Annotated in this window: 27 protein-coding genes; 11 read left to right on the top strand and 16 right to left on the bottom strand. The window is 29.1% G+C overall.

The window, feature by feature from the left end; translation table 11 throughout:
- Positions 1-14 precede the first annotated feature (14 nt).
- The 6 genes from lanKC to OCU47_RS21685 all read right to left on the bottom strand — a co-directional run bounded on the left by lanKC (position 15) and on the right by OCU47_RS21685 (position 4078).
- Complete coding sequence (gene lanKC / locus OCU47_RS21710; RefSeq protein WP_261830743.1) at positions 15-2657, bottom strand: class III lanthionine synthetase LanKC; 2643 nt, start codon at positions 2655-2657, stop codon at positions 15-17.
- A gap of 115 nt (positions 2658-2772) precedes the next feature.
- Positions 2773-2886 (bottom strand): class III lanthipeptide, encoded by a 114-nt coding sequence (locus OCU47_RS21705; protein ID WP_261830742.1) that lies wholly within the window; start codon positions 2884-2886, stop codon positions 2773-2775.
- Between the two features lie 27 nt (positions 2887-2913).
- Complete coding sequence (locus tag OCU47_RS21700; protein WP_261830741.1) at positions 2914-3027, bottom strand: class III lanthipeptide; 114 nt, start codon at positions 3025-3027, stop codon at positions 2914-2916.
- A gap of 322 nt (positions 3028-3349) precedes the next feature.
- Positions 3350-3463, bottom strand: coding sequence for a class III lanthipeptide (locus tag OCU47_RS21695; RefSeq protein WP_261830740.1), 114 nt, complete (start codon positions 3461-3463; stop codon positions 3350-3352).
- Between the two features lie 36 nt (positions 3464-3499).
- Entirely contained in the window at positions 3500-3631 is a 132-nt protein-coding gene (locus tag OCU47_RS21690; protein WP_261830739.1) for a hypothetical protein, read from the bottom strand.
- Between the two features lie 264 nt (positions 3632-3895).
- Positions 3896-4078, bottom strand: coding sequence for a hypothetical protein (locus tag OCU47_RS21685; RefSeq protein ID WP_261830738.1), 183 nt, complete (start codon positions 4076-4078; stop codon positions 3896-3898).
- A gap of 230 nt (positions 4079-4308) precedes the next feature.
- Between OCU47_RS21685 and OCU47_RS21680 the strand changes: the two genes are divergently transcribed.
- The 3 genes from OCU47_RS21680 (at position 4309) to OCU47_RS21670 (ending at position 7360) form a co-directional block, all read left to right on the top strand.
- Positions 4309-5619: a tetratricopeptide repeat protein gene (locus tag OCU47_RS21680; protein WP_261830737.1), complete on the top strand. Its 1311-nt coding sequence runs from the start codon at positions 4309-4311 to the stop codon at positions 5617-5619.
- A 350-nt stretch (positions 5620-5969) separates the two neighbouring features.
- Positions 5970-6728, top strand: a complete 759-nt coding sequence (locus tag OCU47_RS21675; protein WP_261830736.1) for a carbohydrate-binding protein — start codon at positions 5970-5972, stop codon at positions 6726-6728.
- 179 nt (positions 6729-6907) lie between these two features.
- A complete protein-coding gene (locus OCU47_RS21670; protein WP_261830735.1) occupies positions 6908-7360 on the top strand; it encodes a hypothetical protein in 453 nt (150 codons plus the stop codon).
- Positions 7361-7779: 419 nt separating this feature from the next.
- Here the strand turns inward: OCU47_RS21670 and OCU47_RS21665 are convergent, their stop codons facing one another.
- Positions 7780-8178 carry a peptidoglycan-binding domain-containing protein gene (locus OCU47_RS21665; protein ID WP_261830734.1) on the bottom strand — a complete coding sequence of 133 codons (399 nt, stop codon included), beginning with the start codon at positions 8176-8178 and terminating at the stop codon, positions 7780-7782.
- Positions 8179-8611: 433 nt separating this feature from the next.
- Here OCU47_RS21665 and OCU47_RS21660 point away from each other — a divergent pair, with 433 nt between their 5' ends.
- Together OCU47_RS21660 and OCU47_RS21655 are read left to right on the top strand one after the other, a co-directional pair.
- The gene (locus tag OCU47_RS21660; RefSeq protein WP_261830733.1) at positions 8612-9385 is read left to right on the top strand and encodes a ParA family protein; all 774 of its coding nucleotides are present in this window, start codon (positions 8612-8614) and stop codon (positions 9383-9385) included.
- The gene (locus tag OCU47_RS21655) at positions 9375-9926 is read left to right on the top strand and encodes a hypothetical protein (RefSeq protein WP_261830732.1); all 552 of its coding nucleotides are present in this window, start codon (positions 9375-9377) and stop codon (positions 9924-9926) included. The genes OCU47_RS21660 and OCU47_RS21655 overlap by 11 nt, the downstream gene beginning before the upstream one ends.
- A gap of 156 nt (positions 9927-10082) precedes the next feature.
- Here the strand turns inward: OCU47_RS21655 and OCU47_RS21650 are convergent, their stop codons facing one another.
- A complete protein-coding gene (locus tag OCU47_RS21650; protein ID WP_261830731.1) occupies positions 10083-10862 on the bottom strand; it encodes a CBM21 domain-containing protein in 780 nt (259 codons plus the stop codon).
- Positions 10863-11385: 523 nt separating this feature from the next.
- Between OCU47_RS21650 and OCU47_RS21645 the strand changes: the two genes are divergently transcribed.
- Positions 11386-12576: a hypothetical protein gene (locus OCU47_RS21645; protein ID WP_261830730.1), complete on the top strand. Its 1191-nt coding sequence runs from the start codon at positions 11386-11388 to the stop codon at positions 12574-12576.
- A gap of 67 nt (positions 12577-12643) precedes the next feature.
- Here OCU47_RS21645 and OCU47_RS21640 read toward each other — a convergent pair whose 3' ends face one another.
- Both OCU47_RS21640 and OCU47_RS21635 read right to left on the bottom strand, forming a co-directional pair.
- Positions 12644-12829 (bottom strand): DUF6440 family protein, encoded by a 186-nt coding sequence (locus OCU47_RS21640; RefSeq protein ID WP_261830729.1) that lies wholly within the window; start codon positions 12827-12829, stop codon positions 12644-12646.
- 877 nt (positions 12830-13706) lie between these two features.
- Positions 13707-14243 (bottom strand): GNAT family N-acetyltransferase, encoded by a 537-nt coding sequence (locus OCU47_RS21635; protein WP_261830728.1) that lies wholly within the window; start codon positions 14241-14243, stop codon positions 13707-13709.
- 510 nt (positions 14244-14753) lie between these two features.
- Here OCU47_RS21635 and OCU47_RS21630 point away from each other — a divergent pair.
- Complete coding sequence (locus tag OCU47_RS21630; RefSeq protein WP_261830727.1) at positions 14754-15851, top strand: replication initiation protein; 1098 nt, start codon at positions 14754-14756, stop codon at positions 15849-15851.
- Positions 15852-16471: 620 nt separating this feature from the next.
- On the opposite strand, the gene OCU47_RS21625 is transcribed toward OCU47_RS21630, so the two are convergent.
- Complete coding sequence (locus OCU47_RS21625) at positions 16472-16852, bottom strand: peptidoglycan-binding domain-containing protein (protein ID WP_261830726.1); 381 nt, start codon at positions 16850-16852, stop codon at positions 16472-16474.
- A 651-nt stretch (positions 16853-17503) separates the two neighbouring features.
- Between OCU47_RS21625 and OCU47_RS21620 the strand changes: the two genes are divergently transcribed.
- On the top strand, positions 17504-17683 hold the full coding sequence (locus OCU47_RS21620; RefSeq protein WP_261830725.1) for a plasmid mobilization protein: 180 nt from the start codon (positions 17504-17506) through the stop codon (positions 17681-17683).
- A 406-nt stretch (positions 17684-18089) separates the two neighbouring features.
- Here OCU47_RS21620 and OCU47_RS21615 read toward each other — a convergent pair whose 3' ends face one another.
- The 3 genes from OCU47_RS21615 to OCU47_RS21605 form a co-directional block, all read right to left on the bottom strand.
- Positions 18090-18326 carry a hypothetical protein gene (locus OCU47_RS21615; RefSeq protein ID WP_261830724.1) on the bottom strand — a complete coding sequence of 79 codons (237 nt, stop codon included), beginning with the start codon at positions 18324-18326 and terminating at the stop codon, positions 18090-18092.
- A 930-nt stretch (positions 18327-19256) separates the two neighbouring features.
- Positions 19257-19892, bottom strand: a complete 636-nt coding sequence (locus tag OCU47_RS21610) for an ABC transporter ATP-binding protein (protein ID WP_261830723.1) — start codon at positions 19890-19892, stop codon at positions 19257-19259.
- Positions 19893-19894: 2 nt separating this feature from the next.
- Complete coding sequence (locus OCU47_RS21605) at positions 19895-22045, bottom strand: DUF1430 domain-containing protein (RefSeq protein ID WP_261830722.1); 2151 nt, start codon at positions 22043-22045, stop codon at positions 19895-19897.
- Between the two features lie 41 nt (positions 22046-22086).
- On the opposite strand from OCU47_RS21605, the gene OCU47_RS21850 reads away from it, so the two are divergent.
- Together OCU47_RS21850 and OCU47_RS21600 are read left to right on the top strand one after the other, a co-directional pair.
- Positions 22087-22257, top strand: coding sequence for a lactococcin 972 family bacteriocin (locus OCU47_RS21850; protein ID WP_376778068.1), 171 nt, complete (start codon positions 22087-22089; stop codon positions 22255-22257).
- A gap of 510 nt (positions 22258-22767) precedes the next feature.
- Positions 22768-22977, top strand: a complete 210-nt coding sequence (locus OCU47_RS21600; protein ID WP_261830721.1) for a permease — start codon at positions 22768-22770, stop codon at positions 22975-22977.
- A 525-nt stretch (positions 22978-23502) separates the two neighbouring features.
- On the opposite strand, the gene OCU47_RS21595 is transcribed toward OCU47_RS21600, so the two are convergent.
- Both OCU47_RS21595 and OCU47_RS21590 read right to left on the bottom strand, forming a co-directional pair.
- Positions 23503-23832, bottom strand: a complete 330-nt coding sequence (locus OCU47_RS21595; RefSeq protein WP_261830720.1) for a hypothetical protein — start codon at positions 23830-23832, stop codon at positions 23503-23505.
- 275 nt (positions 23833-24107) lie between these two features.
- Positions 24108-24992, bottom strand: coding sequence for a radical SAM protein (locus OCU47_RS21590; protein ID WP_261830719.1), 885 nt, complete (start codon positions 24990-24992; stop codon positions 24108-24110).
- A gap of 228 nt (positions 24993-25220) precedes the next feature.
- Between OCU47_RS21590 and OCU47_RS21585 the strand changes: the two genes are divergently transcribed.
- On the top strand, positions 25221-25610 hold the full coding sequence (locus OCU47_RS21585) for a winged helix-turn-helix transcriptional regulator (protein ID WP_261830718.1): 390 nt from the start codon (positions 25221-25223) through the stop codon (positions 25608-25610).
- The last annotated feature ends 343 nt before the right edge of the window (positions 25611-25953 follow it).

Below are 25953 nucleotides of genomic sequence, written 5' to 3'. Positions count from 1 at the left end.
CTCTATTTCTAAAACTATCTTAGTAACTCGTCTAAAAAGAAGCAAAAGTTACCTGAATTATTTACCAATCTATTAAAGAAGAGAACAATACCTGAAGTACCACTGCCAAGATCTGTAGATAATTTATTTATAAGATTTCCTGGGAATAACACTCCGTCTGGAGAGTCTATCTTGTATAAATAAATTCCTTCTGCCACATCATAAGCCATCTCCTTATAAGCTGCATCCCCTAAGAATTCATAGCAATCTAATAGGGTATTTCCAAGAGATGTAAGTCCAAAAAATAGGCCTGGATTAATAGCATACTTTACATAGATTCCTGGAAGTAATGAATTTATTTCCTCCATAAAAAAGCTATCCTTAGTAACCTTATAATATCTTAATAAAACTGAGATTACCCCTGAATTACCTTCTGTAAAATATGGATATAAAGGCTTTGTCAAGCTATTATCCCTAGGGAAGGAATAAAACTCTGTACCTTCTACCAGTATCTTCTCCTTCAAATCATATCTTAAAGCAAGCTTCCCTGTTTCTAGAAATCTTTCTTCTTTGCTCACTGAGGATAAATATAATAAAAATAATGCAATTCCAGTAGCTCCATCCCCATAACCTATAGAAATTTCTTTCTTTCCCTCAGGCCAGCAGGCTGTTTTGTTTAATTCATCTATCTTAGCACAAGCAATTAATGTGTCCCCTATATAAACTGCCTTCTCTAAAAATTCTTCCTCCTTAGTTTCTAAGAAGAACTTTAATAAGGTTAGTCCATATCCAGCAAGTCCACAGCGAATACCAAAGTTATTGTCAAACAATGGATTCTTATCAATCTTCTTAAGCACTTCCATAGCCTTTTCTCTGTACCCTAGCTCCAAAAGTACCCAAGCAACGCCGCTAACTCCAACATATAATCCTGGTGCATAGGACTCTATTTTCTGAAGCTTGTCCATAACCCAAGGCATGTATCTATTAATCTTCTCTTCTTCCTGCATGCAGTTCATCATATATATGTTTCCTAAAGCTCCGCAGGTTATATTCAAAGAGTTATCTATACATGGAGTGTTTGGGAAAAGTCTCTCTTTTTCTTCTAAGTTTGCAGTGTTATCTATAGCCTTTATGCACTCTTTAGTTAAATTACTATACTTTAAATCTAAAGCTTCATAATCTAGCTTGTTATCTCTCTTTATGCAAACCTCACTTCTTCCTTCAATGGCTTCTAATCTTTCTTTAACCTGATCTAGTGAAGGTCTCTTTTTGAAGTCTTTTTGAGTTAAATCAAGTATTAAGTTCACCAAATCCTGAGGTAAGGAATAATCCTTTAAAAGACTATCAAGGAATCTTTTTATAATCTCATGATCAAAACGTATCATCTCATTTCTTTGGGCCAAACAGCTAAAAAATACACAACCCAAGGCATATAAATCTGACTCTATGAAATTATCTTTTGTTATTTTCTCGCTGTAACCTGAGGTAGACATTTGAGCAAAAGACTCATCCCCCTTCTCTATGCAGGCTTCTAAATCAATAAACTTAACCTGTAAATCCTCTGTAATCATTATATTGTTTGGAGACAAATCCGCAAGTATCAAATCACTTTCATGAACCATCTTAATGAAATCCACTATCTTAAGGAATACCTTTGTCAAATTCTTAATATAAGTATCTATATTTTCGCTGTTTTTAAAGGTCTTATAAAAAGGATTGTGTTGAGCACAAAAGCTCTTCAAGGTTTTACCCTCAAGAAATTCCTCCACCAAAAAGATGTGCTCCCATTCCTTAAAAAGTTCAATAGGAGTTGGAACCATATTAGATTTTTCTAACTTTTTTAAGAAGAAATACTCCTTTTCTCTTAAATATATAGAATCCTTCTCATCATCTACAAAGCAGGTATAAGGACGAGCTTCCTTTATAATAACCCGTCTTCCATCTTCAAGCTTCACACCTTCATAAACCCCACCACTATTAGAAAAAATAAGGGGCTTATCAATTCTATAAGTAGTATCAAGATGTGATTCAACAGGCTTAACTATAGGTTCTTTAATAGGATTCTTTATATTAGCTGGCACTGAAAAATAAGGATTTCTAATATCATCAATCCAATTACCATTACCATCCTTAATTATAGGAACAAGATCTCCATCCTTCTCCATTCTATATTGTCCAATCATTCCTCCATAACGATAATATAAAACCTTACAATTCTTGTATCTTTTATCAGAAAGAATATAAGGGCCCTTAAAATCCTTTAATTTAGCATAAAAAATCTCAAGCAGCTTCAAAAATGCATCTTCATTTTCTGGATATATGGTTATGAACTTTCCAGACCCACCCCTTGAGTACGCTTTTTGAGAAGTTATCTGCAATATCCTAGTATCCCTCATAAATTTGAAAGAGAAGTTATTTTCTACAGCCGCTTTAGATACAAATTCAAGTATTTCTTTGCAATTAATTAAGGTTGCTGAAATATGAATCTTCCAACCTGTAAGTGGTATTTTATGAGCCTTATTCATGCAAGTTAAGTATATTGAGCTTTTCTTTAGCTCCCACTCCTTAGGCAATATACTGCTAGCTATATTATAAAACTCCTCAGAGCTTTTTAATTTATCAATGCCTTCATAATAATATTTATTATCTAAAGCTTCTAATAGAAAATTTTGTCTCATACAATTCTCCTCCTAACCAAATATAAAAATATAATTAAATTCTATGTACTGAAATTTTTTATAGAGAAGGTATGTATTAGCACAGATAATTAATACATACCTTCTTAACTATTAATTAATCTATTGAAATTTTTTTACCATTATTGCAAGCGTTGCTTACAGTACTCCATTCTTCTACTTGATCTCCTGTGATAGGACTCATTGCTTGTAAGTTTAGTATGTTTTTCATAATTCTCATTCCTCCTTAATTTAATTATTAGTTAGTTTCAATTTTTCTACCATTGTTGCAAGCGTTGCTTACAGTGCTCCATTCTTCTACTTGATCTCCTGCAATAGGAGCCATTGCTTGTAAGTTTAGTATGTTTTTCATAATCCATTCCTCCTTAATTTAATTATTAGTTGGTTTCCGTTGTTCTAATGTTGCAAGTGTTACTAGTTGCACTCCAATATTCTACTTGATCTCCTGTGATAGGACTCATTGCTTGTAAGTTTAATATATTCTGCATAATTCTCATAACTCCTAAATTAAATTATTAGTTGGTTTCAATTTTTCTACCATTGTTGCAAGCGTTGCTTACAGTGCTCCAATCTTCTACTTGATCTCCTGCAATAGGAGCCATTGCTTGTAAACTTAATATACTCTTCATAATTTATTCCTCCTTTTTAATTCTTCTTATTATATAACTCTGCCTTTATTGCTCTATAACTCTGCCTTTATTGTTGCAAGCGTTGCTTACAGTGCTCCAATCTTCTACTTGATCTCCTGTGATAGGAGCCATTGCTTGTAAGTTTAGTATATTTTTCATAATCACATCCTCCTTTCTTTAAAATTCTATATTAAGTTAAATTTCACCTTGGTCCATGTCTTCAAGATTACAAATACCACTAAGTGTACTCCAACCTTCTGCTGATGCTGATATATCTCCAGTCATTGATTGTAAACTCAATACACTTTCCATAACACTTATTTCCATAGTATTTATCCCCCTTTTAATTTATAAATTTAATTCTCAAAATCTTTTTCCTAAGTACTTTAAAAATCTTCAGTTTAAAATTCTATATGTTTTTCAATAGATGTAAATTAGAAATATATGAAATTCAGTTTGTGTAAATATTTTTATTTACACAATTATAGTAACATAGGTTTTTATTTTTGTAAATATCTTTTTTTACAAAAATAAAATAATTTTACTTTTTAAAACAATTCATTTTTCTTCAAATTTATCTTCTTGAAATTCTTACTTCTTAGGTGGTTCTATTCCTGGATCTAGTATTTGAGCTTGACCACTAGTACTATAATGAAAAGCTAAAAAGCTAGTATTTATCGCATTTTTTCTTATATTATTTTTTTGTATTGGATATATAGCCGCACATAAACATACTCCCAAAACTATAGATAGAGGTTTTATCATTTTATTCATTCCCATCTTCTCCTTTAAAATAAATATAATCAATATGTAAATCATTAATGCACATGTAAATTTTCTTGTTTACATGTAAAATATACCATAATATTTTCTTCTTGTAAAGATATTAATTTACATTTATTTTTTTTTATGATATGATATTGTTATAAGATAATTAAACCTATGTTTATAGACAATAAAATTTTCGAATTTTATACTAGACATTTGAAAGGAGATTGATATTTATGGAGATTTTATCACCAGGTCAAAAGATAAAAAAAATCAGACAAGAATTTAAAATTAATCAAAAAGATATTACGGGAAATAAAATAACTCGTGAACTTATAAGTATAATTGAAAATGATAAATCAGCACTTACTCCAGCAGTAGCTGAAATAATCACTGATAATATAAACAGAATATGTAAAGATAGAAACATCGATTTTCATCTAGATTCTGAATACTTATTAGAAGATGTAAACTTTCAAACTAATAAAATGGCTAACCAATATTTAGAATTCTTATGCGTAAACGAGGATAATCTCTCAAAGGATTTTTCAAAGGACATTGAAGAAATAGAATTATTTCTAATTAGATATGATGTTCCTGAAAAGAAAATGATTATTTATGAAAAGATAGCAGATATACTAAAGAAACAAAAGGATTATAGTAGAAGTTATACCTACTATATAAAGGCTTTTGAAAATCACAATCATTTATTTAATGATATTAAACTATTTAACCTTTTGCAGAAGCTTGGAAATGTATGCATATATCTTCAAAAATATAAAGAAAGCTTAGACTTTAATAAATTAGCTCTTATATATAATGATAATGTGCCAGAAGACTTAAAATTCAAGGTGCTTTTCAACACCACCCTAGCATACATGAACCTTAAAGAATATGATAAAGCATTAATTGAAATTGAGCACATTCTAAGTACCTTTAAAGCATTAACTGAAGAAGATACATTATCGCTTAATGTTTTAAAAGTAAATTGTCTTAGATTCAAAAAGTTTTACAGTGATGCCTTTAACTTAAATCAATCTATGCTAGACAATATAGATTCAAATGATAAAGGTCATATTGCTTTAATCACTGGAAATATTCTTGATATCTACACAGTGCTTAAGGATATAAGCAATATAAAAATTTATATAGATAAACTACTTTATCTATTAAAGGATTATGATAATGCAAAAGAAAGTTACTACACAGCTAACTGCTACAATCAATTAGGTATCTCTGCTAATTTAATAGGCAACAAGGAGCTTGCCATTGATTGTTACAAAAAATCCATTGAGATTGCTAAACACCAAAAGGATAAAAGTATACTAAAAAAATCCTTAGATGAGCTTTTAACCTTACTTATAAAAGAAAATAACCCAATAGAAATAAATAGCTGCAAAAATACAATCCTTGAGTTAATATCTTTAGAGATTATTGATACTAATTCAACGGCTATATTCAAACTTATAGATTTTTATAATGAAGTTAATGATAAGGACAGCATAAACAGTATAATAAAATTTATATTGGACTTAAAAGAAGAATAATTACTTTTATTTAGGAACCATATTGCTCCTGATATTAGACTTAAATAAGCCAAAGCTTTCCCCCTAAGATACTTTAGGGGGATTTTGTAATTTTAAATTACTGCTATTTGAAATTCATCTCTATATTTCTATATATTTCATAATACCCTTTTAAACTACAATTTATATGTTTAATCCCAAATAGACAAATCATTGTATAAATAATAAGAATACGTAGTTATTTTGGTACAAGCATAATATATCCGTGGAAAAGAGCTCTATGAATAGCGTAGCAATATTTGACATTTAATTCATTTAAAGGTATAACTAACATTGATAGCATGTTATTAATGATTTAGAGGAGTGATTTTATGAAAATTACAAAAAAAATCTTTAGTTTTATTACTTCAGTTTTAGTTTTAGCTACTACCCTTACTTTGGGAAACACAGTTGCTGCTAAAGCAGATACAAATGAGGTACCTGTCCAATTATATTATAGTTATGGAGTAGGAAACACTTCAGAAACCAGTCACTACGTTGGATATATTGCTGTAAAGAACCTTTCATATGATAAGAAGGTTACTGTTCACTATACTTATACTGGCCCTCAAGCAGGAGGTCCATGGAAAGATGTAGCTGCAACTTATGTAAGAACCAATGCTTCAGATGGATATGAAATATGGAAGTTTGAAACTCCTGAAACATTTGATCATTATGGTTTTGGACAAATTCAATACTGCATCAAATACGAAGTAAATGGACAAACTTATTGGGATAACAATAATGGTAAAAACTATGTTGGAACTGATTTTTCAGCAAACAGACCACACCTAGTTAATACTTCACTTTCTTTTGATAACGGTAATTCTTATTTAAATTGCTATGTAGCAACTAAAAAATCTGTAAACCCTCAAGCAATTAGAATACGTTATTCTAAGGATAACTGGGCTACTTATAAGGATGTAGATGTAACTGCTTCAACTGATGTATATTACAATGAAGATTCAAATTGCTGGGTTGCAAAAGTACCATTTGGAAGGGGTACTGAAGTAAAGCTTGCAGTTTATTATGTATTAGATGGTGTAGAGCACTGGGATAACAACCTAGGAGAGAATTATAGTTTTAATTAAATCTAATTCTTAATAATATAGAGGAAATAGCATATAAATTGCTGTTTCCTCTATTAATTTCTGACCTATTAAACTATATAATAAGATCCTAACCTATATAAATATTAAGCTTTTGTAATTACTTTTTAAACATTGTATACTTAAATTAACAAGTAAATTTATTGATTAGGAGGTATATTATGGATGCAACCAGGTTTGAACTAAAGACAATTTATGAAAATCTGCCAAACGTAGAAAAAAATAAATGGGCAATAAATTCTGGATATAAGGGCTATCAAGGATTGTATCGATATCTAAGGCATAATGAAAAAGAATTGGCTTTTCATAGAATTGTAGAAGGCCTTGAAAAAACTATTGGAACTGAACGCTTCAAGCTTTTCTTTGCTCAAAAGCTTAATGAGGAAGGAAGCTCTCAGGTTGAAATAATTGAGGATAAAACCAATGAATCTGCAACTGATATTAGCGAACTTAAAGAAAAAATTCTAGATGCAATTTCAAATTCAAATGATGTTAAAGAACTGCAATCCATTGAAGCTGCTCTTGATACACTAAAAGATACTATAAAATATCAAAGAGAAAGATTGGAGTTTTTATCTAACTTACAAAAGAACAAAATTAAAGTAATTAAATAAATTTCTTCTAAATTGAGTATGTTGGTGTTTTTCTTTAATATTATCATTAATCTATATTTAGTGATGGAAATAAAAGATGATATCATGAAATAATCTTTTCATGATAAGAACAACTAATGATATCTTCTTATAATGAAAAGAACAAATCATTATATCATTAAATCTTCTTTTCATGATATCATTATATCATGATATACTTGTAATCAGTGTTAAGCCTACTTAATCAATAAAGAAGACTTACTTTTTTAAAAGAATAAGATTAATTTTTATTATTAAACAGCTCTTTAATAACAAAAATTAATCTTATACAACACACTCAAATTTATACTTCTTATTTTTTAGTGAAGTTTGTCTCCACTTAGGTATCTCTTAAAATAGATACTTAATCTAAATATGCAAAAGATTCTTTCTCAAGATCCTTAGCTTAAACATGCCCAAGTTTGTGATCCTACAATGCCATCTGGTGCAAGAGTAGGTTGACCATTAGGTCTTGCCCATCTGTTCCAGTTAAGTTGAAACTGTCTAACTGCGTCTCTTGTTTTTGGTCCAAATTGTCCATCTACATCAGAACTAGATAAGTATCCCCAAGAAACCAATCTACTTTGGACATCTCTAACAGGTTGTCCTGAATCTCCTTCTTGAATAACTCCACCATTAGCTATAATAGTAGCAGCACTTTGATTGCTATAGAAGTCCTCATGGATTGCTGGCTTTACCCCTTTTGTATTTGTTACAGTTTGTGCAAAAACAGGTGTTGCTGATGTTGCTACAGCTACTAATACACCTAAGCTTAAAAATTTTAATTTCATGTTTTTCATTTAAAACACCTCCTAAGTAAATGGTAATTTTTTATAAAAATAATGTAAAACCTAATATTTAAATCTCTAGTTACATATAAACTCATATTTTAAAATTACATGAGGTAAGCTTGAATTTTCAGGCTTTTTTACATCATTTTTCATTTTTTATCTTTTATTGGTTATAGCTCTTTTAAATCTTCATTTATATAATGCTTAACTGGGTCATTTTTTGATGTTCAAGTTAATTATTTTAATTTTAACCTAAATTTGTATATAAAAAGTTTTTAAAGTTTACAACTTCTTCATTTAACTATGAAAAGAAATGATTATATCTTGATTTCATGATATAATTATAAGAAGAAAAGATGATATGAAGAAAAGAATAAATCATGATAAGAAGATATCATCTTATCATGATATAGTTATATGAACCATTAAGGGGGATTTCGTAATGAAGACTATCGCTATTTTCAATCAAAAAGGTGGTTGTTCGAAAACATCTACCTGTAGCAATCTTGCAGCAGCTCTATCCTTAAAGAACAAAAAAGTTTTGCTGGTAGATTGTGATCCACAAAGCAATTTAACTTCCAGCGTAGGAATTGATGATGAAACTTTAGAAAGCACAATTTACACTTTGCTTACTTCAAGGGATATATCCTATGAGAGTATTAACAAAGTAATACTTCCAACAACATATAAAAATTTAAGCATTATCCCATCAGATATAACCTTATCTGATGCTGAAATCAGCTTATCAAACACCATGAGTAGAGAAACTATTCTTAAGAGAATTCTAGCTAAGGTAAAAGATGAATATGATTTTATACTTCTAGACTGTCCACCAAGTCTTGGACTTCTTTCACTTAATGCTCTATGTGCAGCTGATGATATTATAATCCCAGTAAGTCCAGACTTCTTCAGCTTAAAGGGAATCAAGCATCTTTTATCTACAATTGATGCAGTGCAAAGCACAATAAACCCTGACTTAAAAATCCTTGGAGTGCTTTTAACTAAGTATGATAGCAGAAAGAACTTAGCAAAGAACATTCAAGAGATCCTTAGAGAGAACTTTGGAGATTCTGTGTTTAATACACTAATAAGAATAGATAGCCAAATAGAATACTCACAGGACAACATGACCCCTGTAGTTTTCTATAACCACAAGGCTAAGTCCAGCGAGGACTACACTAATCTTGCAGCGGAGGTACTAAAAAATGTCAAGTAAGAGTACAGATTTATTTAAAAACTTAAAGCTAAATGCAAAGAAAAATCAAGAAGAAGTTATATCACTAAATGGTGAGGAAGAAGAAGTTTCTGATGCCTTTCAAGAAGTAAAAGGAACTGTTATTCAAAGCTTCAACTTTCAAAATGATGAAAATAAAGAACCTGCTTCTGTTTCTTCAGTAGCAGAAAACACTAACACTCAGGAAACAAAATTAAATAAACAAACTGCTGATATTAAAGCTCCTGAAGTAAAGGTTGAAACAACTGAGGTTAAAAAGGTAGATACTAATGTTAATGAAACCAATGCTTCTTTAGCTGATAACAGAGCAAATACAGGTTCAGCCCGTGGCTTAACCCCTGAAATAGAAGGAGAAAGACTTTGTATAAAGAGAAGCTATCAATATAGAGAGTCCACTTTAAGAAAATTAAATGAACTAAAAGCTGTGCATCCTGATGTAAATGTATATTTAAATACTATAATCGATGCAGCCATTAATCATTATTATGACTATATAATGAATCAAGGCGGAAAGCAAAAGTAAAAAATAATGAGGCTGTGCACTAGTTATTATTTAGTGCAACAGCCCCATTATTTTTTATTCTTATATTTTATAGTTATGCAAAAGCGTTTAACTTAAATCCATAAGTCTATAAAAGCTATATATATTGTTTATTATATATCTAAGTTATATATCTTCCTAGAAACTAAAATAGAAATTATCTCCTAGGTTGTTATCCCAGTGCTCTACTCCATTTACTACATCATAAGCAGCAAATTTTACTGGTTTTCCAGATATAATTGGAATGTCTATACTCCATGCATTTGAATCAGAATTAATGAATCCATCTCTTGCTTGAGTTAAATCTACTTCTTTATAAGTAGCCCAATCATCTTGAGTATAACGTACTCTAACAACTTGAGGATTTACTGATTTTTTAGTTTGAACCTGGCAGAATAAATATTCTTGTCCATTGTTTCTTGCATACCCTGAAAAACCATTTAGATAAGGTCTACTTGCTCCAAAATCTCCTCCAAAATAAGTTGATTTATAATTCTTCCCATTATTGTTATCATAGAAGGTTTGTCCATTTACATCATATTCAATATAATATTGAATATCAGCCAAACCGGAATATTTACTATCTACAGAAGGTGTTTCAAATTTCCAAACTTCATCTCCATCTGAAGCATTATTCTTTACATAACTTGCATTCACATCATACCATATATTACTTGCTTGAGAATTAGTATAATTGTAATGAACTACAACATTTTTAGCATAAGCAAGGTTTTTTACACCAATATATCCAGAATAATGTGCTGAAGAACCAGCATCATAAACTACATTGGTATGATATAACTCAACAGGTTTATCAATTGTCTCTGCTTTAGCAGATATCCCATTAGTAAATGTAACTGCACTAGTTAAAACTAAAGCTGAAGTAATAAAACTAAAGATTTTTTTTGAAAATTTCATAAAATCACTCCTTTAAAATTACTAATTATTAATAACATGTTATTGACTTAAGTGTTACATTCTTGTATATTCACTGTCAATTATAGCTTATTTTGTAAATTACTATAAAACCGTATACATAGCTCTTTTACTTCATTTAAAGGATTTTTTCGCACTATTATGACAATTATAAATATTCTAACAAATAGTTTTTCCTTTAAACCAATTATTGATTATAATCCTTTTATCCCATAATGATATCTTCTTATCATTAAATCATGATATAATCTTATATTCTTTTCATTATATGTTCTTTTCATGATATCATCATATCATGATATAGACATACCAACACTTCTAAAGCCTCAATTAAAATAATTTCTTTACTATTAGAAATTTTAACTATAAAACGTCTAGCTTAATATCAATTATATTGAAATTACCCCTTTAATTATATAAAAAATACAATTTATAAAAACTCATATTTTAGCACAATTTAATTATGTTGTATTTTAACAGCGAATATTTTTTAGGAGTGGTAACTATGTTACTTACAAATGCTATAAAAAAACACGCATCAAATTTGGTTCAAGCTCAAAATGATTATAAATTAAACGTGATTAGAACAAATACATTTATGACCAGTGTGCTAACTTCACAAATTCCAAGTTTGAATTATAAACCAAAAGATTTTCAAGAATATTTAACAGCTTTTCAAAAAGCAAATGGTACTGCATTAGACTGGTCAAATAAAGTAATGGCTAAATTACTTACAGTTCCTGATGAAATTGTTAGTTATAATGATATAATAATTTCTCTTTTGAATGATGCACAAACTCAAACTGAAGCCTTAAAGGTTCATCCAGATAATAGCATAGCTATAAAAATATTAACCAACGATCTTGACACCTTATCAACTCAACTTTCTATGGTTCGAAGCTTTATATCTGGATCTGTTACTAGTATTGAAGGTGTGAAAAACAATCTACCAGATATGGCAAAACAATTAGAAAATATTTCAAATAGAGCTATCAATGATGAAAAGGCAGATAAAAAACAAATTGATGACCTAAACAAAGCTGTAGATAAATTAAAAAGTGATATAGATTCATGCACTGCTTCCATTGTTGGATTTAGTATTGCTACAGGTGCTGCCGTGACTTTTGGCATAATATCAACAATTGCAGCTTGGCCAATAGGGGCTGTAACTTGGTTCTTTATAGCTCCTGTGGTTGCAGTATCAGTGTATTATATTGTTATCGATTCTATTCAAATAGAGACTGATAAGAAATTGATAGAAAATATTCAAAAAGAAATTACAGGAGTAACTGCTGATGTTGCTACCCTTAGTCTTCTTTCTAAAAACTTTACAAACATGGCTAATGAGGCAAGTAAGGTTCAATCTAATCTTCAGGCGGTTTTAAATGAATGGATAGTTCTCGAAAATGATATTAATAGAGCTATTAATGAGATAAAAGACGCTATTAATGAAAAAAATCAAAAGAAATTCAATGAGATTTTAACTGATTTAAAAGAAGCTACTGCTGCTTGGAAGGATGCTTATACTCAAGCTGGTGCATTACATCTTGATTTAGGAGTTAATAATTGTGAGTTAAAACTAGGCATGTCTTCTGATGAAGTTAAAAAAGCTTTAGAAGGTGGAAAAGTAATAGATATCATAAGTTACTATAATGAAATTCAAAAGGTAAATTCAAAGGAATTACAGCCAGTATAACATTAATGTAAAGATCCTTGTTTGAAAAAAGGTTAGCATCTATACTGCTAACCTTTTTGTATAAACTTTATTCACCATCTGAATAAAGAATTGGCTTACCATTCCTATCAACAAGAACTGTTACGCCACCACCATATCCATCAAAGGCATATAAATACTGAACACCTGTGTCTTTATCCACTATTATCTTGCAGCCAGACATACCACTAGTATCCTTATGAATCGCTACAAATCTTTTTTCTTTCCCAAACATATTATCACCCCCGATAACGAATTTAAATATTATTAATGCATTATTTTATAATTATACCATTATTTTCAATGCAATTAAAAGCGATTCAACTGCTTCCTATGATAAAATCCTAAAAGCGACTTTTGCGTACCTAAAATATAGTTTGGGTACGCAAAAGTCGCTTTTTAAGATAATTTATCAATATTTCTTTTATTATAAGTTTTAATTATATAAACTTCTGTAGGATTTTTTATAAGTGAAGAAACCTTTATATTGCTAGGCTTTAATCATGCAACAACCTTCTCATGCTTTTAAGTTTTCTATATTTATATAAATGTAATTTCGGTACGCAAAAGTCGTCTTTAATCATAAACGCGTACTTTTTGGTAACTAATGCTATTTTATGTATATAAACCAAACGTTTATTCTTTAAAATATTCAGTAACGCAACTATACCCATTATTAATCCCAGATCCAAGAACTTCTACTTGCTCATTATTAATATACTTATTAAGCATTTTAATAAACTCAATTTTATATAAGTCTGTTAATGTATTTACATTTCGAGCAAAATAACATTCAAAAAGTATTGCAACCCTTTATTTGTTCAAGTAATTCACTCACATTTTAGTACTCCTTTTTAAAATATATCAATTAATTTTATTATAAACTTAATTATTAAAGTTTGGGTACGCAAAAGTCGTCTTTAAAGTCTTTACTTGTTTACTTTGTGTTTTGGACTATATATTAACTATGATTTATTGAGCAATGCTTTAGAATTGCATATTAAAAAATCGCAAATCCAATCTCTTGAATAATACGATTTTAGAATTTACTCTTTAATTTTATTAATTCCTTATTAAAGAATATTTAGTATTTAGTTTAATGTAGATTATGCTTATTTTGAACTCAAATAATAGTGTTCTCCTTCATATACCTTGCCTTCACTGAAGCCTAGTTTTAATAATGTTTGCCATCTTTCAACAGCTTCAGGTATTGCCTTAGTTGCAATTATATCAACCTCAAACAAATTAAAAAAATTCTCGTTACAAACACTAAATATTTCATTTAAGTTATTTTCAATTTCGTATTCAGAAGACACATCAACTCGGAGTATTCCTGTTTTGTTTTTACATTTACCAACATAACCAAACATTTCTACTGTTCCAATAGCTTTACATAGTGATTTATCTATAATTGCAAAGCGTATAAATTCTTGTTGAGAATATGCATCTAGCCAAGCTCTTATGCATTGTAACATATCCTCAATTGTGTACATACAGAAATCCCCTGTACACCTATCACAGTTAAAAATTTTTTGTGCCTTATTATCAGAATAACATTTAAGTAGCCCTTCAGAATCTTCTTCCGAAACGAGTCTTAGAATAAAAGTTTCTGTTTCAAAAGTAGGACATATTTTGTATGGGTTTTGCATAAAAATCCTCCTCATCATGTAAATAATATAATGTTTCACATTAATTTACTATTTTGCATTTATTATAGCATATTTTGTAAAAATCATATTGTTTAAATTTCAAAAAGCATTTTTATAATTTACTACTTCAAATCTATAAAAGGTTCATAAAAAACATAAGTTAACTTAGTAAAAATCTCACTATTTAATTTTCAAAAAAGCACTTTAATTTTAATATATTTCTAACGACAACACTGTTGTTGTTTTATATGTTTTATATATATTGTTTTATATGTTTTAGACACCCTTCAAAGCATTGGTATAACTGGGCTGTAAAAATTTAAAACGACTTTTGCGTACCTAAAGACGACTTCTGCGTACCTAAAATTGATTTTAAAACGACTTTTGCGTACCTAAAAACGACTTTTACGTACCTGAATTTTATTAAAAACGACTTTTACGTACCCATAAACGACAAAAACGTTGACCTAGTCGTTATAATGTGATAAATTTATGCTAAGGGGTGAATTTATGGATAAGCAGTATCTAGTAACTAAGTCTAATTATTTTATTATGAACTCTAGCTATGACCTAAGTTTAGAGGAACAAAAACTTATACTTACTCTAGCTAGTATGGTTCAACCAACAGATGAAGAGTTTAAACCTTATGTTTTCAAGATTTCTGAGTTCATGGAGCTTTTAGGGGTTGATACGAAAACAAAATATACTGAAATTCCTAAGATCACTAAGGAACTTATGAAGAAGGTTTTTGAAATTCATGAAGGTAATTCAATACTTCAGGTGGCTTGGTTAAGCAGTGCTAGATATGAAAAGGGATCTGGAAAGGTTACTTTAAAGTTTAGTCCAGACTTAAAACCCTATATGCTAAAGCTTAACAACATGTTTACCCAATATAAATTGGCCAATATCTTAAACATGAAAAGTAAGTATTCACCTAGAATATATGAGATTTTAAAGTGTAATGAATTTAAACAGCAGGGATATATTGAACTTGAAGTTGAGGAGCTTAGAAAGCTTCTAAAGACAGACGGGATATATACTAGATATAATGACTTTAAGAAGAAAGTTATTCAGCAATCACAAAAGGAACTTAAAAAGCTAAGTGATATAGATTTCGATTTTGATGAGATAAAGACAGGAAAAAAGATAACCAGCATAAAGTTTTATATACGTGAAAACAGTCATGATGGAAGAGCTTTAAACAAAACCAACAAATCTAATAAGTCCAACAAAACTAAAAATACCTATGATGAAATATCAGCCACAGTGGTGCCTTATGAAGATGTTAGTGATGATATGGGCATAAAGAAAGTCCAAGACATGCTAAAGGGACATAGAGTTGGTCCAAAGAGTGCTAAGGCCATTTATGAAAACGCTAAAGGTGATATAAGGCAAATAAAAAAGGTTTATGAATATAGCAAAACTCAAAAGATAAAAAGCCTAGTAGGGTTTATGAAGGCTATGGTTGTCCCAGGAGCTCTTGAAGAAAGCATAGGTATGCCAAGACAACTTTCCTTTAATAACTTCTCTCAAAGGGCCTATGACGGTTCTGATGGGGGTATGACCTTTGATGAACTTGAAAAGAAATTATTAGGCTGGGATGAGTAAGAGTAAGATAATGTGTTTAGAAGGATTTAAACATATTATCTTACTCTATTTTTATCACTAGATAATGAATAATTATATCTTCTGTCTTCTTATAATGAAATCATCTTATCATTATATATTGTTTTCATGATATCATGATATAGTATTTTCAATATTTAAAGAGTTTTTTATAATGAAAAATAAGCTCATATTAATTATTAAGCATTATACTTGAGGTAATCATTATTATAGATAAAAATAAATCTATTAATACCTTGAATTAAGGTTTTATTAATAATGTACAAAAAAGTACCGTGGAGAAATACTCTAAGTTGCTTTTGGTACTTAGTTTTTAACAAATAAATGTATGCTACTATGGTGACATATAGCGCTTATAGCTCTGCAGAAACTTTACAATTAACAATAGAAATTCCTCAGTAATTTTATAAATATAAGACCTGCTTTTAAGAATAATGCTATGTCACATATGAGTAAAATGAAATATTTAGTACAGAATAATAGGCCGAAGAGAAACCTCAACCGCCTATTATCAATACATTTTTTGGTTTAGTTATATAAATAATTTAATTATCTATGATATAAGGTGGGTATCACTCATGATAAACTTCTTACACCATAAATTAAGCGTGGTTTTGCATTGAGCTCCAAGTTGCAGGACCAACTTGACCATCTCTAGATAATCCATGTTGATCTTGATAGAATAATACAGCAGCTTGAGTTGCAGGACCAAAATGACCATCTACGGTAATGCAATATACATTATATTTAGGATCTGCTGGTGTTGAAAAATATAAGTCACGAAGAAATTGTTGAACTTGTGCTACATTAGAATCATAGCTTTCGTTTCTCATACTTAAAACATATCCAGGATAAGAGCCTAATCTATCACTTACGTGGTAAGGACATGCAGATGCTGTTTTAGGATTCACTATTCCATTTAAACCAAAGCCTCCTAAAACAATTAATGATACAGCTAAAACTTTTGTCAATGTCTTTGACATTTAAACCAACTCCCTTTTTTATTTATATAAACAGCGCTGTTTATACAAAGTATTCTATAAAAAAAAAGCAAAGTCCTTTATAAAAGCCCCAAATATAGAAAAAGTTACCTAAAGGTGTATTTAAGTAAATATGGGTTGATTAGGCAAAAAAATCTGATTTTAAAGAGAAAATAAAGAATGATATCTTTTTTTATTCTTATAATGAAATCATCTTATCATTATATATTCTTTTAATGATATCATGATATAGTATTTTCAATGCTTAAACAGTTTCTATAATAAAAAGTAAGCTCATAATAATTAAATTATAAAAGAAGTATGACCATATAAAATCTATACTTCTTTTAATTTTTGTAATTAGTAACTAAGATATAAAAATATTGTGCTACCTTAATTTATTAAATAAATTAATTAACATTATAATTATAGTTGTAATATTCACTGCCAATTTAAGTTTATCATATTTTTTCTTATTCATTTTTTTCCTCCTATCATATAAGTTTTTGAAACTATAAAAAATAGTTTCGTAAATATATATTGGAACCGTTTGAAGAAAAAAGTTTGCAGTTTAAAAAAATAATTAAAAAACTTGTAATTACAAAATTTACCAGTAAAATATATAGTATAGATTGTAATTACAGGAGTGATTTTATGAAGGAAACAAAGAGTGAACTTTTGCAGATAAGACTTACAGAGCTTGAGAAAAAGGTAATAAAGGATAAGGCTGATCTTTTAGGAATTACAGTGAGTGACTATGTTAAAGAATGCTGCGTTTATAGCAATGTATCAGAAATGTTTATAAATCAGCTGCACAAACAGGAAATTATCTAAAGGTGGTTTCTTTTTCATGTACTATGGAATGTATTTTTTTCATATAGTATAAAATAAGTCTATGGTCTTTATAAATGCTAGTTTCGGATAGTTTATTAAGATACTCTTTCATTTCATTATAGAGATATTGATCATAGGCTTACCTATTAATTGTGTAAATACAGTAAAATAGCTGGCTTCAATTGTAATGACAGAATGAGCTTTGATGAACTAGAGCAAAAGCTTCTAGGGTGGGAAAATGATTAAGCTATTACAGAAAAATAATATAAATGTTAAAAAGAATTATTTAAGAAAACAAGTAAAAGTAATATTGTATATTCAAAATTACTTTTACTTGTTTTTTGTTAATATGTAATTTGGTTATGTATAAATATTGATTTAATAAGCTACCAGAAAAAATACAACACTACTGCTTGTTCTTTTTTATTGCATCACAAATAATAAATGTACATAGAAATATTGAAAAGATAATTGCCACAAACATAATACTAATCCATAAAGAATTGGCTAAATCTGCATCTACATTTGAGTAAAACTTACAAACAAAAGGAAATACAACAAATATACAAAATACATCAATTCCTATTGTACATACAAATGCTAAAAGTATCTTTTTTAAAAATTGCCACTCTTTTTTAAACATAAAATTCATTCCCCTTTTTCTAACAAAGTTTGGGTAAGTAATTGTTAAATACCATATAAACTTATATATTTTAAAAAGTATGGTATTAATTTATATTATAACAGAAAAAAGGCAAATGGTTTTATGAAGAAATCTAAAAAGATAGTTATCTTAGCACTTATATTATCCCTGGTATGGCATTTTTTAAAGCACAGGCCGGCACGTTATCCATCACCCCAAAAAGTACAAGCTTCTGTTAAGAGCTTCTAAGTTCAGTTGAGTTTTCCGTTCCGTGAACCTCCCCTAAACTAAGAATCTCTAAAGCCAAAGCTAGTCCTTTTGTTAGGGTACCCGATGGCGTGCAAAAGGTATGAAAAAAAGATTAATTTTTTTATGAAAGTGTTAAAAGCTTGGTTTCTGCCCCTTGGTAGTGCTCCGGAGCCATTGGAGTTTTTTTCTTCCACCCACTAGAAAAAAAGAAACCTTTTCCTTCCAACACGCTTGATAAATTTCGAAGTCACGAAATTTACCCACCGGTTGGCTACTGGTATTTTAGGGCTGGACATGCTCCCATGAATTCCTTGGCATACACCCATGCAAGCAAGTCCACCCAAGGGTATAAACTCATTAAAGGTACTCTTATGAGGGTAGAAATGAGTAGGCTATGGAGCAGCTTCTCTATGGTCCTCATATCTACCCTTTACCCTTTGATATATAAGAATACGTGTTTAAGGGTGGACAAGCCTTTTAATCCTTCATTCTCTACGCTGGAGCTAACCGTTCGTTCCTTACTTATAGCTCACTTCGTTCATTTGGATAAAAGGGCTTGTCCACCCGGTATGTACTACTTAAGAAAGTTGTACAAGTACAACGTTATTTATAGGTGTAGCCAACAAAAACCACAAATCCCACATTAACGAATATAGTTTCATAAACCATTTTAAATATATTCTATAGTTCTATAATCCTATCACAACTATTTGCTACTTCTCTATCATGAGTTACTATTACAATAGTTTTTCCTTTTTTATTTAATTGTTTCAGTAAACTCATAATTTTATTTCTATTATTACAATCTAGGGATCCAGTAGGTTCATCTGCCAATACTATTTTACTTGGTTTTAAAACTACTCTTGCCATTGCAACTCTTTGTTGCTCCCCTCCACTTAGTTCATATATTTTTCTCTTTTCATATCCTTCTAAATCAACACTTTTTAAAGCGGATTTTATTAAATCTATTTTATCAGCTTTTTTTAATTTAACATATTTTAATGCTATTTCTAAATTTTCAAAAACAGTTTCTTGTTCAATTAAAGCAAAATTCTGAAATAAATAACTTATCTTTTCTCTAATTATTTTAGTAGCTTTACTTGAATTAATTTTAATACTCTTTTCATTATCAATAATGACTTCACCAGAATCTGCATCTTCTAATAGTCCAATAATATTTAATAAAGTACTTTTTCCTTTCCCACTTTCTCCCACTATCGCTACTATTTCATTTTCTTCTATTTTTATAGATAGGTTGTTTAGGATTTTTTTATCATAACTTTTAGAAACATTTTTTAATTCTATAACAGGTTGCATAATTACTCTCCTTTTATGATGCTAATTATTTTCTTTTTTTCAATTACATTTAGAACTATAACAGAAAATATAATTTCTATAATAAATAAAATAATACTTATAATTCCAATATCCAATATCGATGACTTATATACTAAAATACTTAAAGAGAAAACAAGAAGCCAACTTATAATTATTCCTATAAAATAGTTTTCATGTTTATCAATTATTTTATATCCTGTTAATTTTTCAATGGCTAACTTTTGTTTATACTTATCAAAATAATTAATAGAATTTTGTAATATAATTACGATTAATACGGCTGTAAGCAAGATTGTAAATATAATCGAATTCCTAATGCTATCTTTTGCATCCTTAATAACACTAGCAACTTGCTCATTTGCTGGAGATATTTTACCTATATAATTTTCGATTCCATATTTTTTGAACATTTCTCCTATAGTATTTTTCATATCCATATTTTTATCTACTTTAATTTTAAAAGGATTACTAAACTTACCTAATAAATAGTCATAATCAGATGTAGAAGCATTATTTTCGGTTAACACATAAATTATTGGGTCAATAATCTCATTAGAATTACCAGGATTTATATCTATAGCTGCTGTGAAAACTTTTTGATTTGATTTTGTCCATATTATTCTTGTTTTTTGATTCTTTCCAGTAGAGTAATACTGTTGTTCCTTGAAAGAGGTAGCTTGTTGTAATATTTTACTTTCATCATTCTTATATTTATCAGGAACTAAAAGAATTTGTGTATCATCAGAATCTGATATAGTTATCTCTTTATTTTTACTATCAAATATTTTATATTCATTTAGATAGTTTGGATTAACAACTACATTATCAGTTTCATAGTAGTAATTATGTTGTGATAGTACTGTACTCCTCATTGCAGGAGAATAGTTTCTAAAATCTGCAAATATTGCACCTTTTTCATTGAATTCTTTATATAATTTTTTCTGAATCTGCGAATAAACATTATAGCTATCACTATCTTGCAAAACACTAATCGGTATTTTTGATTCTGGTATAACTGCAAAATCATTAAGTTTTTCCCAATTACTATAGCCCTTATTATAAATATTGTTCATATTTTTGAAATTATTTATAGCTTGTATAATAAAAAACATCACTAAAATTAAGCATCCTATTTTCGCAATATAATTTAATACTATTATTCCTGTTAGAGGTTTCTTGTTCTTTAGCATGTTAGATATTTTAATAAAGCATATATATATATATGCTATTGAACATATCCCAACTAAGGCTACGGTTTCTATTACTAAATAAAATATAAATTTTAATATAAAGCTATATACATATATATTTAATTGATTAAAAAATATAAAGGACATAACTATAGTTACTATTGCCCCTATACTTAAATTAATTTTTATTAAACTTAATATTTTTTCAAGATAGATGTCTTTTACTGAATATCCAAACATTTTTTTTAAGCCAATTTTTTTATATGAATTCAGTAATTCATATAAGACTAAAAGCATGATTATAAAATAAATAACTACAACTATAATCTTATAATTATTATTTACAGTTATATTCACAGATGTCTTATCAATAATTGCTATTCCTTTTGTATGTAATGCTGTTTGTAGTTCATTTATAAAGTCTTTAATATTTATGCTACTTTTAAATGCAATGTAACAAGGTCCGCTAAAATTAAAATCATCATCTGTCATACTTTTTAAAGTTTTTATTTCTCTATTTTCTTCTTTATTAAAAGTTGCTATTCTACCTATTTGTAAATCATCTGTAATTTTCTTTGTTGACAAATATTTATTAGTTTCCATTATATCAGGAGTTAACTTTTTTCCATCTGTAAGCTCAATCTTTGAAGTATACATACTATTCTTATCATAGATATACTTAACTCTTGTACTTTGATCCTTAGAGACTCTATCATAATAAATACTACCTTCATATTTATCCAATATTTTTGTTATATTTTTATAATTTTGTTTACTATCATTATTATCAATATTTATTGGAATCATTATTCGATAATTGTTTGACAGATTCATTTCTATTTCTTGTATTCTTTTTGTAAGTTCATTTCTTTCTTCACCATATGAAATATAGTAAGAAATCACGCATGATATTATTAATAATATACTTATAACTTTTTTCATTTTGTCATCTCCTATAGAATTTCAATAAATACATATAATATATATATTACCATTATTATCATAGATCTAAAACACATAGTAGCAGTGTAACTCACGATGGACAAGTAGTTAAAGAGAGTGGTAAATATGGTGCAGGTTATACATCTATAGCAAATGGACCTAGTGTACAAGTTAACCACTATGATATATCACAATGGTATCAAACTTATTAAAAATTAGTTTTGTAAATAATATTTTTTAATCCCATCCAAGGAGTTGATTTTCTATTTTGTGATAGTCATATGATCTTGGGGGAAGTTAAGCTATGAATCTGAAAAGCAACTTATAGATACGTATTAGCTAAATATTAGAAAACAGTTATTTTTCTATATGTACTTGTATAGGAAACTTATATATATACAGTAATTACTAGTGAGTGTATAAAAATTCATGTCGCTAAAGTCCTTGTAAATGCAAGGCTTGGGAATTTTTTTACTCATTTTTGAAAATTGACTTCTAGCGACTTTCCACATCTTTTAAGGCGACTTATTTTATATTTTTAGTGAGGCATTATTACTAATGTATACATTGGGACAGTTGCATTTTTTGTATTTTGTGTACTTATCTAACATAATTGTATAAATTCTATTTTTATTATAAAATTAAGGGATACATCATAGTAAATATATATTATAAGTTCGCAACTATAAATGTTGACTAAATTTAACTTTGGGGTGTTGTATATGAAAGACTTAAAAGCTTTTTTTATTGGTGTTGGTGTATTTATTTTGGGTTTTATAATAGCAGGAACATTAGCAGAACTTTTTTCTGGAAATAATCCAGAGCGTTCCTATTATCATCTAATCTTCTTCTCAATTCTATATTTATCAGCGGTTGTAACTACATTAGGAATAAAAGTTTTAGAAGAAATCAGAAGTGATGACAATAAATAAGTTCAAATCTGTTAAAAAAGTAGATGTAATACACATGCTTATCAAGGCGTGAATTATGTCTGCTTTTTTATTTTCCTTGCTGCCGGCAGGCCAAGACCTCGAAGCACTACCCGAAAAGAGAGTTATGTCCTAGGGTGGACATGCCCCTAAGGCTGGAGGTACAGAAGTCTTGGGAGCTTGTACACCCGGACCTTTTCCGAGCATTTTTTTTCGGTTGAGCTTGCGGTGGGTGGGAGGTGGAACATCCCATTATATTTAATGGGTGCAGCCACGACACTTGACCAAAGATGAGTGAAGGTATGGGACTGTGGTTTTTTTCTATTATAAAATAGTTTATAATCTTTAGAAAAGTTAGTTTAGGATAGTCTATTTGATAATTTTAAATTTTAATATAGTTATTGACCATATGGTTAATAACTATATTAATGCGTAAATACAGCAGAATAGCTAACTTTATTTGTAATTACACTTTAAAATGGTTGTATGCTCAAATTCAAAGTCAATATGAGAAATACAGATATTGTGTTAAGTTGTATATGAAAGTTCCAATGTGGCTGAACCTATGATTACTATAAGATCAGTAAAGTTTAAAGGCTTCAGAATATATTTAGGAGAATTTGGGTCTAATCTTAAAAGTTCTTGAATCTTTTGTTCAGAATCTATTATCATAATAACAGATTTTCCTTCAGAAATATTATTAATTTTATAATTAACATTAGTCATTAGGCCTATATCTTTTATTGTATAAATGCCCTGAGATAAATGTATAGGATTTTTAGTCTCGGCATAAGTATTAATTGGCTTAAACAATAAAATAAGCAAAAATACAGATATAATAATAATTTTTTTTCTCATTTGCTAAACACCCCTTTATTAATTATCAATTTTATTATTTATAATTAATAAATTAATATGTATTTAAATTTAATATTTAATCTAATAACTGAAGTGTTAATAAGAAAATGAGTTAATAAAGACCTATTTTTATAAGAAGTGTTAACATGTTTTGGCTTATAAGAGATATTTAAAATTATTGGGAAAAATATCTGTATAAATTAAGTCTTAAAGTGTGCAGCTGCTGTCTCCAACTTGTATAAGTTGAAGTTACAACTACTAACTATAAGATAAAATCAAAGGTGTTTTAGGTGGGTACGATAGTATCTTAACTCAGATTCATTTTCAGTTTTGCATGTCTTCTCAAGATAAGCAATCATATTAGCTTTATCCTTTGGAAGTTGACCTTCAACAAAAAGGGCATTTGATGCACCTAGAGTGGAGAAGTATACTGGAATATTCAAATTATCAATAAGTGTCTTCAATTCCTCCAACTTTCCTACCTCCGTTTCTTCAGACCAATTACCAGCCTGAATTTCATGGAAAAGTTCAGATTCTGGATAGACAGTAAGCATGGAAGAACCAATAATCTGTGGATGTGTCTGATTAAATACTTTGGCAGTTTCTAATGCACTGAGTTTTCCTCGTCCAGCACCAGAGAGTCCCGTAAGGTAAAAATAATTATATTTAATGTTAGCAGCATCCAGACGGTGACTTTGAGTTATAATTTCTTCAGGTCTATAGCCTTTATTCATGAATTCAAGAGTTTTTCCATCACCAGTTTCTACACCGATGGTAATACCATCATAACCAAGTTCATGCAAAGAATTTAATTCATCCTCCGTCTTAAGAGTAATATCAGTAATACGGGCGAAACATCCTATGGTCTTACAATTTGGCAGATATTTGTGAATTAATTCTGCTATTTCTTTTAGTCTTTCGTATTTTAAGACAAAAGGATTTGCTCCTGTTAAGTAAACACGCTTGACCTTTTGGTTATAGTTCTGTGCTTCTGTTAGATCTTCTTCTATATCTTCAAGTGGAGATATTCTAAATTTGAAAGGGAGATCATCATAAAGAGTACAAAATTTGCACTTGTGGTGAGTACAGCCAGCGGTGACTTCAATTAATAAAGATTCTGCCTCATATGGAGGTCTCCAGATAGTTCCAGTGTAATGCATATATATCGCTCCTTTAGTAATAGTTTAATAATAGCTTTTTTCAATGAAACGAGTCTCAAGATGGTGGCCTCCCGTTTCTTACTTACATGCTACAGTAAAGTTTTTTTATATACAAGTACGGTTTTTTTATGGAGGTAGTATTATTTTTAATACTAGGTGTAAGAAAAAGTAGTACATTGTCTTTTGCGTTAGTGTGAGGTATACTGTCCATAAACGGAGGGATGAACTATGGCGGATAATAAGTTTAGTGACAAGAATATGATAGCCCGCTGTGTTCCAATGAGCACGCTGCAGTCTGTATTAAATGGTAAATGGAAAATATTAATTTTATGGTATATAGCATGTTATAAGGTTCAACGTTTTGGTGAATTGATACGTCGTTTGGATGGTATAACGCAGTCTACACTTACCAAGCAGCTCCGCGAGTTAGAGGAAGATGGTTTTTTACATAGGGAAATTTATAAAGAAATTCCACCGAAGGTTGAGTATACATTAAGTGAACTGGGGGAAAGCTTTGTTCCTGTTTTGAATGCTATGATGGCTTGGAGTGAAACTCATCTGTGCCAGGGTTATGTAAATCCATATATGAATAAAGAAAAAGCTGATAAAGAGCAATAAAAGGCTGGATGCGTGGAAACATCCAGCCTTTTAATATAATGAGTTCCAATTTTGTGTATAAACCTTCATTTCTTCTTTAGGAGAGTATTTTTGCAAGGAATAAATTTAGAAGCCTATATAGATTATAAACAAGTTTAATTGAGGAAAGTCGAAGGAATTATTTTAATGGAATGTATGCACAAATAGCATTCAATTAAATTGAATATAAGTATAATAATTCAAAAATTAGAGCTATATGTAGTGCTATTGCGGTGTATACGTTTATTAAGCTATTTCTAATACAATAACAATAATTGACATATTTTATATTTAAATGTATAACAACATTGATAACATGTTATTA

Source organism: Clostridium sp. TW13 (assembly GCF_024345225.1).
Taxonomy (GTDB): domain Bacteria; phylum Bacillota; class Clostridia; order Clostridiales; family Clostridiaceae; genus Inconstantimicrobium; species Inconstantimicrobium mannanitabidum.
Note: the sequence above shows the minus strand (reverse complement) of the source record. Positions and strands in the feature narration are given on the sequence as shown.

Excerpts from the sequence above, each read along its gene's own strand:
- lanKC (WP_261830743.1), bottom strand. The coding sequence starts at position 2,657 with ATGAGACAAAATTTTCTATTAGAAGCTTTAGATAATAAATATTATTAT.
- OCU47_RS21705 (WP_261830742.1), bottom strand. The coding sequence starts at position 2,886 with ATGAAAAACATACTAAACTTACAAGCAATGAGTCCTATCACAGGAGAT.
- OCU47_RS21700 (WP_261830741.1), bottom strand. The coding sequence starts at position 3,027 with ATGAAAAACATACTAAACTTACAAGCAATGGCTCCTATTGCAGGAGAT.
- OCU47_RS21695 (WP_261830740.1), bottom strand. The coding sequence starts at position 3,463 with ATGAAAAATATACTAAACTTACAAGCAATGGCTCCTATCACAGGAGAT.
- OCU47_RS21690 (WP_261830739.1), bottom strand. The coding sequence starts at position 3,631 with ATGGAAATAAGTGTTATGGAAAGTGTATTGAGTTTACAATCAATGACT.
- OCU47_RS21685 (WP_261830738.1), bottom strand. The coding sequence starts at position 4,078 with ATGAATAAAATGATAAAACCTCTATCTATAGTTTTGGGAGTATGTTTA.
- OCU47_RS21680 (WP_261830737.1), top strand. The coding sequence starts at position 4,309 with ATGGAGATTTTATCACCAGGTCAAAAGATAAAAAAAATCAGACAAGAA.
- OCU47_RS21675 (WP_261830736.1), top strand. The coding sequence starts at position 5,970 with ATGAAAATTACAAAAAAAATCTTTAGTTTTATTACTTCAGTTTTAGTT.
- OCU47_RS21670 (WP_261830735.1), top strand. The coding sequence starts at position 6,908 with ATGGATGCAACCAGGTTTGAACTAAAGACAATTTATGAAAATCTGCCA.
- OCU47_RS21665 (WP_261830734.1), bottom strand. The coding sequence starts at position 8,178 with ATGAAAAACATGAAATTAAAATTTTTAAGCTTAGGTGTATTAGTAGCT.
- OCU47_RS21660 (WP_261830733.1), top strand. The coding sequence starts at position 8,612 with ATGAAGACTATCGCTATTTTCAATCAAAAAGGTGGTTGTTCGAAAACA.
- OCU47_RS21655 (WP_261830732.1), top strand. The coding sequence starts at position 9,375 with ATGTCAAGTAAGAGTACAGATTTATTTAAAAACTTAAAGCTAAATGCA.
- OCU47_RS21650 (WP_261830731.1), bottom strand. The coding sequence starts at position 10,862 with ATGAAATTTTCAAAAAAAATCTTTAGTTTTATTACTTCAGCTTTAGTT.
- OCU47_RS21645 (WP_261830730.1), top strand. The coding sequence starts at position 11,386 with ATGTTACTTACAAATGCTATAAAAAAACACGCATCAAATTTGGTTCAA.
- OCU47_RS21640 (WP_261830729.1), bottom strand. The coding sequence starts at position 12,829 with ATGTTTGGGAAAGAAAAAAGATTTGTAGCGATTCATAAGGATACTAGT.
- OCU47_RS21635 (WP_261830728.1), bottom strand. The coding sequence starts at position 14,243 with ATGCAAAACCCATACAAAATATGTCCTACTTTTGAAACAGAAACTTTT.
- OCU47_RS21630 (WP_261830727.1), top strand. The coding sequence starts at position 14,754 with ATGGATAAGCAGTATCTAGTAACTAAGTCTAATTATTTTATTATGAAC.
- OCU47_RS21625 (WP_261830726.1), bottom strand. The coding sequence starts at position 16,852 with ATGTCAAAGACATTGACAAAAGTTTTAGCTGTATCATTAATTGTTTTA.
- OCU47_RS21620 (WP_261830725.1), top strand. The coding sequence starts at position 17,504 with ATGAAGGAAACAAAGAGTGAACTTTTGCAGATAAGACTTACAGAGCTT.
- OCU47_RS21615 (WP_261830724.1), bottom strand. The coding sequence starts at position 18,326 with ATGTTTAAAAAAGAGTGGCAATTTTTAAAAAAGATACTTTTAGCATTT.
- OCU47_RS21610 (WP_261830723.1), bottom strand. The coding sequence starts at position 19,892 with ATGCAACCTGTTATAGAATTAAAAAATGTTTCTAAAAGTTATGATAAA.
- OCU47_RS21605 (WP_261830722.1), bottom strand. The coding sequence starts at position 22,045 with ATGAAAAAAGTTATAAGTATATTATTAATAATATCATGCGTGATTTCT.
- OCU47_RS21600 (WP_261830721.1), top strand. The coding sequence starts at position 22,768 with ATGAAAGACTTAAAAGCTTTTTTTATTGGTGTTGGTGTATTTATTTTG.
- OCU47_RS21595 (WP_261830720.1), bottom strand. The coding sequence starts at position 23,832 with ATGAGAAAAAAAATTATTATTATATCTGTATTTTTGCTTATTTTATTG.
- OCU47_RS21590 (WP_261830719.1), bottom strand. The coding sequence starts at position 24,992 with ATGCATTACACTGGAACTATCTGGAGACCTCCATATGAGGCAGAATCT.
- OCU47_RS21585 (WP_261830718.1), top strand. The coding sequence starts at position 25,221 with ATGGCGGATAATAAGTTTAGTGACAAGAATATGATAGCCCGCTGTGTT.